The 6,908-nt window shown below is 63.0% G+C and carries 9 protein-coding genes; 4 read left to right on the top strand and 5 right to left on the bottom strand.

Translation table 11 applies throughout. From position 1 onward, the window contains the following. Positions 1 to 73: 73 nt before the first annotated feature. Positions 74 to 559 (top strand): DUF3566 domain-containing protein, encoded by a 486-nt coding sequence (locus P1T08_11415; protein ID MDF1596680.1) that lies wholly within the window; start codon positions 74 to 76, stop codon positions 557 to 559. On the opposite strand, the gene P1T08_11420 is transcribed toward P1T08_11415, so the two are convergent. From P1T08_11420 to P1T08_11440, 5 genes are all read right to left on the bottom strand, one after another. After that, the gene (locus P1T08_11420) at positions 546 to 1,262 is read right to left on the bottom strand and encodes a hypothetical protein (GenBank protein MDF1596681.1); all 717 of its coding nucleotides are present in this window, start codon (positions 1,260 to 1,262) and stop codon (positions 546 to 548) included. The two genes, P1T08_11415 and P1T08_11420, sit on opposite strands and share 14 nt — an antisense overlap. 32 nt (positions 1,263 to 1,294) lie before the next feature. After that, positions 1,295 to 1,429: a hypothetical protein gene (locus P1T08_11425; GenBank protein ID MDF1596682.1), complete on the bottom strand. Its 135-nt coding sequence runs from the start codon at positions 1,427 to 1,429 to the stop codon at positions 1,295 to 1,297. 26 nt (positions 1,430 to 1,455) lie between these two features. After that, a complete protein-coding gene (locus tag P1T08_11430; protein MDF1596683.1) occupies positions 1,456 to 1,716 on the bottom strand; it encodes a WhiB family transcriptional regulator in 261 nt (86 codons plus the stop codon). Between the two features lie 334 nt (positions 1,717 to 2,050). Continuing rightward, entirely contained in the window at positions 2,051 to 3,067 is a 1,017-nt protein-coding gene (locus tag P1T08_11435) for a pirin family protein (GenBank protein MDF1596684.1), read from the bottom strand. Between the two features lie 84 nt (positions 3,068 to 3,151). Continuing rightward, positions 3,152 to 4,063 carry a phosphatase PAP2 family protein gene (locus P1T08_11440; GenBank protein ID MDF1596685.1) on the bottom strand — a complete coding sequence of 304 codons (912 nt, stop codon included), beginning with the start codon at positions 4,061 to 4,063 and terminating at the stop codon, positions 3,152 to 3,154. 424 nt (positions 4,064 to 4,487) lie between these two features. Between P1T08_11440 and P1T08_11445 the strand changes: the two genes are divergently transcribed. From P1T08_11445 to P1T08_11455, 3 genes are all read left to right on the top strand, one after another. After that, positions 4,488 to 5,285 (top strand): GGDEF domain-containing protein, encoded by a 798-nt coding sequence (locus tag P1T08_11445; protein ID MDF1596686.1) that lies wholly within the window; start codon positions 4,488 to 4,490, stop codon positions 5,283 to 5,285. Positions 5,286 to 5,455: 170 nt separating this feature from the next. After that, the gene (locus P1T08_11450; protein ID MDF1596687.1) at positions 5,456 to 5,851 is read left to right on the top strand and encodes a hypothetical protein; all 396 of its coding nucleotides are present in this window, start codon (positions 5,456 to 5,458) and stop codon (positions 5,849 to 5,851) included. A gap of 503 nt (positions 5,852 to 6,354) precedes the next feature. After that, positions 6,355 to 6,789, top strand: coding sequence for an SRPBCC family protein (locus tag P1T08_11455; GenBank protein MDF1596688.1), 435 nt, complete (start codon positions 6,355 to 6,357; stop codon positions 6,787 to 6,789). The last annotated feature ends 119 nt before the right edge of the window (positions 6,790 to 6,908 follow it).

The raw sequence follows: 6,908 nt of genomic DNA on the forward strand, positions 1-6,908 counted from the left end.
GCGTTGAACGACTCGGTATCCCCCGCGCAGTCGGGAGTTGCCGGTACAATCTCGACGCTCAGCAAGGAGTGCCATGACGTCGGTACGACGGGTACGCAGAATCATCAGAAAGTTCGACCCCTGGACCGTTCTCAAGGTCTCCGCGGTGTTGTATGCCGTCCTGGGTCTGGCGCTCGTGCTCGGTCTAGTCATCGTGTGGTCCGTCGTCAACGCCGTTGAGATCCCTCAGAAGATCGAAAGCTTCTTCACCGAACTGGCCCTGTTCGACTCAACGAACATAATCCCGGATAGTGAGCAACTACTCCGGACCGCAGTGTTTCTGTCGATCGCGTGGACCGTGTTCATGACCGGCATGACCACGCTGGCGGCCGTCATGTACAACCTCGTCAGTGATGTGGTGGGAGGCATCGAGGTGGTCGTGCTCGAAGAGACAATGAACGTCCCAGTTGCCCCACAACGACCCCCGGCCGGTTGGCAAACGAACCCGACGCCACCACCGAACAAGGAGACGTCAGGGGTCGACGAACCGACGCAGGAAGTAGCGACTACGCGGCGCTGAACGAAGCGACTCCCAACCCGGCAGCCACACACGCTTTGAGATACTCGGCTGCGAGCACCTGGACCTCGATCTGACGGTCGACAGGCGGCCCATCGATGAGCATGATCGCCGCACCCGCCAGAGCGATCGCTCCGCTGAAGAGCGGGTCATCGACGACGGCCTCGAGTGCGGTTACGTGATGCGTTCCGACGAATCCCTCGGCTCGGACACTGATTGCCGTGAGCTCTCCATCGTATGGAGCATGCGCGAACATCAATCCCGCCGGCGAAGAAACCGGTGCCGGAACCGTTTCACACCATCGAACGCCGACAGGATCGGGGAACATCACCGAACGATCCTGCCGGATTCGTTTGGGCGGAACTGTGATGGCTGCCACCACCGACTCGACCACATCGAAGCGCTCCATGAGGAGCACGGCAAGCGCCGCCGGTAAACCCGAGCCGATCGACGCGGCGGCAACCACCGGAGCCATACGGCTTGCCTTCCGGATGTGGCGGAGTGGGTGTGGTGTGATGATCGGCACGTGCTGGTCGATTGCCGCCAGGATGCGAGGGTCGTCGATGGCGGCGTCCGAGACCATCACGTCCCACCCGGCGAGGTCATCGATCTTGGTGACCCTGGAATCTCGTGAGCGCACACCGGTTCCCAACGTACCCAACGCCTCAACGCGCTCGTCAGCCAGCAACACCCGCCCGGCCCTCATGCCGATAGCGTCCGACGGGGCGAGTGCGACCCTCATCCGGCGATGTCGCGCGGGACCCACGTTCCCGCTTCGGCCGAGGGCGGAGAGCCGTGGCGCGCTCTATGCAGAAGCACCGCGATGAGCAGTGAGATCAGGCCGAGGGATGGAAGAAGCGTGCGGGTCCTCACTTCGGGGAGTGTAGGTGATTGCGCTCTCAGGAAGCAGATCTGAGGCGCCGACGTCTGCGCAGCGGCTGTAGTTCGTCCTGCGTCAACCCACCCCAGATGCCGTAGCGGGGCCCGGTCTGGAGCGCATAATCGAGGCAGTCGGCTTTGACCGGGCAGCCTGCACAGATCGCCCGTGCTTGCTGGAGTGAGCTCGTCGTCGAGGTCGATTCCCCTCCGAAGAAGAGGGAGGGATCATGTGACCTGCACGATGCTCGTGCACGCCATGAGCCGTCGGGAGGAAGTTCCATACCTTCTTGTACGTCGCCGCCAATCGTTGCGGATGATCACAATGAGCCCGGCGACCCATGTCTTTGCGTGGCCACTCTGCGTAGTATTGAAGTGCGAGTTGGTTCCCCGGGTTCGATTGGGCCACCGGGGACCATCCGGGCGCGCAGAGGGCACGTTGTCGTCAGGGAATCTTTCAACGTGTTTCCGGTGCCCGGGCTCGGACACGGGCGTCCGGCTTACCGGGCGCTCGTGGCTGCTCCAGCTCTTGGGGAGAGCAAGTGAACGGACGTGGGGACCTGAAAGAATCCCCCCTACATCGGGGGGATTCTTCGCTTATCGGGCCCGGTGGGGCGGTCACCGAGTCTTCTGCATGGCCCGGTGCTCGATCGTGCCATCGGCGTGAAGGGCGAAGCGTCCTTCTGTTCTGGCATGCACGGGGTCCGGCCGGGACCATTCCCAGTCTCCGAACCCTGTTCGTCGGTAATCGTCGACGGCGGTACGTAACTCCTCGGCGGAGTTCATGACGAACGGACCCATCTGGAATACCGGAGCCCCGATTGGCTTCCCCTGGAGGAGGAGAAGCTCGGCGGGCTCGCCGTTGTTGGCCATGGGTGCGGCTGGCTCCGACCGGAGAGTGACACCGCTTCCCTTCGCGATGCTCGTTGACGCAACGGTTACTTCGGAACCTTCGAAGAAGTGCAGCATCCGGTTGGTTCCAGCCGGGGCAGCGGGGAGATCCCAGCGGGCGCCCGAACCGAGTCGGATCAACCAGATGCCCAGTTCTGTTCCTGATTGTGAAGCCCACGAATTCGGCGGAGCCGGCGGGCCATTGAGCCCGGCGAGGCTGCCGGCAATCACGTCCACCTCAACGCCGGGACCCGGCGACAGCGTGGGGATGTCCTCACCCCACAGCATCGAGAAGTGGGCCGGCACCAGCTTTGACCCCGGGGGCAGATTGAGCCAGATCTGGAAGAGTTCGAGAGGATTCGGGCCGGCCGGGTTGATGAGCGGGAACATCTCCGCATGCATGATCCCGTTTCCGGTGGTCAACCACTGGACGTCGCCCTCGCCATACCGGGCGGTCGCTCCTAGGGAATCGGAGTGGTCTACGTATCCCCGCCGGACCACCGTGACCGTTTCGAATCCCCGATGGGGGTGCTGCGGGAACCCGGGCACGCTGCTGCCGTGATACATGCTCCAACCGTCGAGATAAGAGAAGTCCGAACCGATGTTCCGACCGTTCAGCGGGGCGTCCGGCCCGAGGGCGGTGTTGCCGGCCGGATAGTCGTCGACGTGGTGCACAGTGAAGACGAACGGGTCGAGACCATCCCACGGAAAACCTAGTTCCACAACATCTAATACCGGATTCATGAATCTCCCCTCGGATCTGCAGTTAACAGTACGGAATGCGCAGAGCTATTGGATGAATCGTGTCTCCCTCCGATCGTCCGGCTGTCACAGCCCGGAATCGGGGCTCACTCGAGCGAGTTCGCGACGCGCCAGGCCGGACTTGATGAACAGCCAGGGTGCCCCATAGGCGCCCCAGAACCCCACGACCGCATAGCGGAGCAACCGGAACACGAGGGCGGGCTCCAGGCCGTTCAGGACGGTACGCAGGCCCCACCAGAGCACGACGAGGACGAAGCCGCCGACAACGAACCGACCTACCCTGGAAATGACTGGTCCGGCGGTCGCGAAGCGGAGAGAGCGCCGCTCGAGGATGACTCCGAAACCCATCCCGATGAAGGTTCCTCCGGCGGTGACGACGTCGTCGGTCGGTGCGGCGATCATCGCCATCAGGGGGAGTGCGGCGGTTAGTGCCAGTTGGCGGTTGAGAGGCAAACGACAGAACCACGCCTCGGCGCGCCGACCGTACTTCAGCCAGACGAACAAGACGAGCATGCCCAGAATGAAGCCACCCAGGATGTCGGTGGGGAAGTGAACGCCCAGGTAGATCCGCGAAAGCCCGACGCCCAGCGTGAGCAAGCCGGCGAGAAACCAGACCCAGCGGCGTCTCGTCTCGGTGGCGATGAAGCCCCAGACCACCACTGCACTCTGGGTGTGCCCGCTGGGGAGTCCGTATCCGCTCGCGTCGACTAGGCGAACCACCCGGTCGTCGTACGTGAACGGACGTGGTTGGCCGCCTAGCGTCTTGGCGACGGTGTTCACGAGACTCGACGACAGGGTGACGATCATCAGGCGAACGCCGGTGGCACGGTCGACACTCCAGTAGACCAGGGGCAGCAAGATCAGGTAGAACTCCTCGTCACCCAGGAACGTGAAAGCCTTGAAGAGGGTGTCTAGTCCCGGGCTGAACTGCTGGAACCACAGGACGAGATCGATGCCTCGGTCGAGCAAGGTGTCCATAGCGTCCTTTCGTGAGTCGAGAGCGTAGTGCGGGAGGTCGGGGCATCGAGGCCGTTGGTCGACAACGGGAAGCTCGAAAACTGCGCAGGGACTTCGTTTCTCTCCCGGGGAAGCATCCCACCCACAATCCGCCGCCTACTGCCAGATATGGGCAATACTGCAGATATATGACAGAATCGCGGCTTCTCGCCAGGGGGCCAACCGGACAGGATTCGGACCGATTGTTTCGGATCCTTCACTCCTTCTCGGGCATCTCAACCGAGGCGGTTGTCATCCTGGGCACCGCCGGGGTGCTAGTGGTCCGTCGCGGATTTGGTGACTTGGTCTCCTGCCGGACGATCCCCGCTGTGGCAGGGTTCGTGGCACTGCCTACCCCGGTCATCAAATAGCAGACAGACCACTAGCTACGAGCTTGGTCGAGTTCGTGACCGACTTCCGATTCCCGAACGGGATCGTCTTCGTCCTGATCGTCGGCGGGGTGGCCTTCCATGGCAGCGCCTCTGCCGGCGGTTCTCTAGCCCTTCTGGCGGGCGTCGGGCGGATTATCTCGACAGGTACGGCCGTCTCCAGGAATCCAACGACGTTCTCGGCCGCCGTTCTCGAAGGTTTGACGCTCGTAGCGCTCCTGCTCGGTTTTGTGATTCTCGCCGACGCCCTCAGCCGGACCATCGGCGCGTTGCAGGAACAGGCCTTGCGCGATCCACTCACCGGCGCGTTGAACACGCGCGGGTTCATGGAGCTGGGCGAGCGGGAGCGGTTGCGGGTCATCCGCGAAGGCCTTCCACTAACCGTAGCGTATTTCGACATCGATGGGCTGAAGGAATACAACGATCGGAAGGGCCATCAGGCAGGAGATCTCCTTCTGGTCGAGTTTGCCAAGGCAACAGCCACCACCATCCGGGCCTACGACGTCTTTGGCCGACTGGGTGGGGACGAGTTTGCCCTGATCCTCCCGGCCACCGATCAGCAGGAAGCGTTCGGCGCGGTAGGCCGGATCCATGATCAACTTGGGGGGAAGAGCGCCGTCGTGTCGGTGAGCGTCGGCGTCGTGACCTACGCGACACCCACCGACCCGCTCGAGGGTCTCCTGCAGGCGGCAGACGACTTGATGTATCAGGCGAAACAGGCCGGCGGTAACCGTCTGGTGGGTAGCGTCAGATCGCTGGAGTCGGCGTCAGTCGAGGAGCCTGTTGACTTGGCCAGGCTGACCGAACCGGACTGACGGCCGTGTCCTTTGTCGGTCCCACCCTCGCGCCGGTTGCGGTCTTATGTCATGATGGCGGTCATGAAACAGCGCCCCGCCGGTACCTGGCCGTCTCCCGTCACCGCCGCGTGTCGGACCGGGCCGTACCTGCGCCGATGACGCAGGTACGGCGGATACCCGATTCTCCATTGAGCCAGCCCGATTTCTTCGTGGGTTGGTGGGAGATTGTCTTCCACACCAGAGATGGTGAGCAGACAGACGTCACCGGCATCATCGAGCACGTCGACGCTGCCGGTCGCTTCACGGTGTTCAGGGGCGGCGAACGCATCGGCGCCGGCCGCCACGTCGACTTCACGGTCGACCCGGACGGCTTCACCAACGTGCAGGAAGTCCCTGGCGCACACAAGCAGATTGGGCGCGAGCTTGCGGTCTACCGGTTCAGCGGGGACGTGTTGGAGGTCTGTAAGGCCAGCGAGCACACTGGTTGTCCAACGAGCTTCGCATCGCCTCGCGGGAGCGGGTGGACCCACGTTGCGATCCGCCGGATCAGCGACGATCACCCACGTATCGGCGCCCAGCGCTAAGGCTCGCTCGGGCGATCGATATCGACAGCTGCATCGTCCTCGTCAGGAAGCACGAGATCCGGCAGATGGGGCGCAAGGCGTCGCCACGCTTGGTGTTCGCCGCGGAGCAGGGCAGGCGAGCGCCGAGGTGAGGATGTGTGGGTAATCCGTCGCCGGTTTGGTGGAATGGGCGATATCCCTCGGTATCAGTTGTTCGGCGTTCCAGTTGCGTCCGAGGAGATCCACGGCGACGAAGGCGCCGGTTCAGGCATGTCGAGGAACGAGGCCGACGGGACGGACCGCAGGGTCGAGTATTACTCGCACATCCTCCTGAAGGTTATGGTCAGCAACCGTCGCTTTGCGGATGTCGCCCGAGCATGTCGCTCGCTCACAGGCGTGCGGGCACGGCGAATACGACGTTTTGCCGCTGGGATTCGCCTTCAGGGCCCGCCTTCGCCTCTAGCGGGCTGCCCAACCGGGGGTGATAATGGAGTTAGCCCCTGAACGCCGAGAAGGTGCGACCGATGAAAGCCACCAAGACCGTGCACGTCGACGCGACGCCGGAACAAGTGCTCTCCTTCATGCTCGATACGACCGCCACCCCGCCGGGGATGACGATGGAGGCCGTGTACGAGAGTCCAGATGTTGTGGGCAACTCGTACGAATGGACTTTCAAGATGCTCGGCATGCCACGCAAAGGGGTGACGGTCTACACCGACTACGTCCCCGGCGAGCGAATTGCCGTCCGGAACTTCGGAGCGATGGAGGGAACCCAAACGGAGACCGTCGAGCCGGACAATGGTGGGTCGAAGGTGACCCACGAAATAGACAGCTGCCTTGCCGTCCCCTTGATCAGCCGTTTCCTCGACCCCATGCTGCGAAAGGGGTGGGAGAAGAACCTCGAGTGGGGCAAGCGGGAGATTGAGAAGCGGGCGAAGGGCAAGAAGGCAACCGCCTAGCTGCACGTGCCCCGTAGGCCGTCCGAGGCCGAGCCATGCCCTCAGTGACGCCGCTCGCTGAAATTCCCCAGGGTTGCTCATCGAAATTCCTCACCTTGGGTTGGGTTTGGATGCTAGTT

The organism is Acidimicrobiia bacterium, assembly GCA_029210695.1.
Classification (GTDB): Bacteria; Actinomycetota; Acidimicrobiia; order Spongiisociales; family JAHEDJ01; genus JAHEDJ01.

What these genes read in the sequence shown, in the direction of transcription:
- P1T08_11455 (MDF1596688.1), top strand. Translation starts at nt 6,355, where the DNA reads ATGAAAGCCACCAAGACCGTGCACGTCGACGCGACGCCGGAACAAGTG.
- P1T08_11435 (MDF1596684.1), bottom strand. Translation starts at nt 3,067, where the DNA reads ATGAATCCGGTATTAGATGTTGTGGAACTAGGTTTTCCGTGGGATGGT.
- P1T08_11420 (MDF1596681.1), bottom strand. Translation starts at nt 1,262, where the DNA reads ATGAGGGCCGGGCGGGTGTTGCTGGCTGACGAGCGCGTTGAGGCGTTG.
- P1T08_11430 (MDF1596683.1), bottom strand. Translation starts at nt 1,716, where the DNA reads ATGGAACTTCCTCCCGACGGCTCATGGCGTGCACGAGCATCGTGCAGG.
- P1T08_11440 (MDF1596685.1), bottom strand. Translation starts at nt 4,063, where the DNA reads ATGGACACCTTGCTCGACCGAGGCATCGATCTCGTCCTGTGGTTCCAG.
- P1T08_11415 (MDF1596680.1), top strand. Translation starts at nt 74, where the DNA reads ATGACGTCGGTACGACGGGTACGCAGAATCATCAGAAAGTTCGACCCC.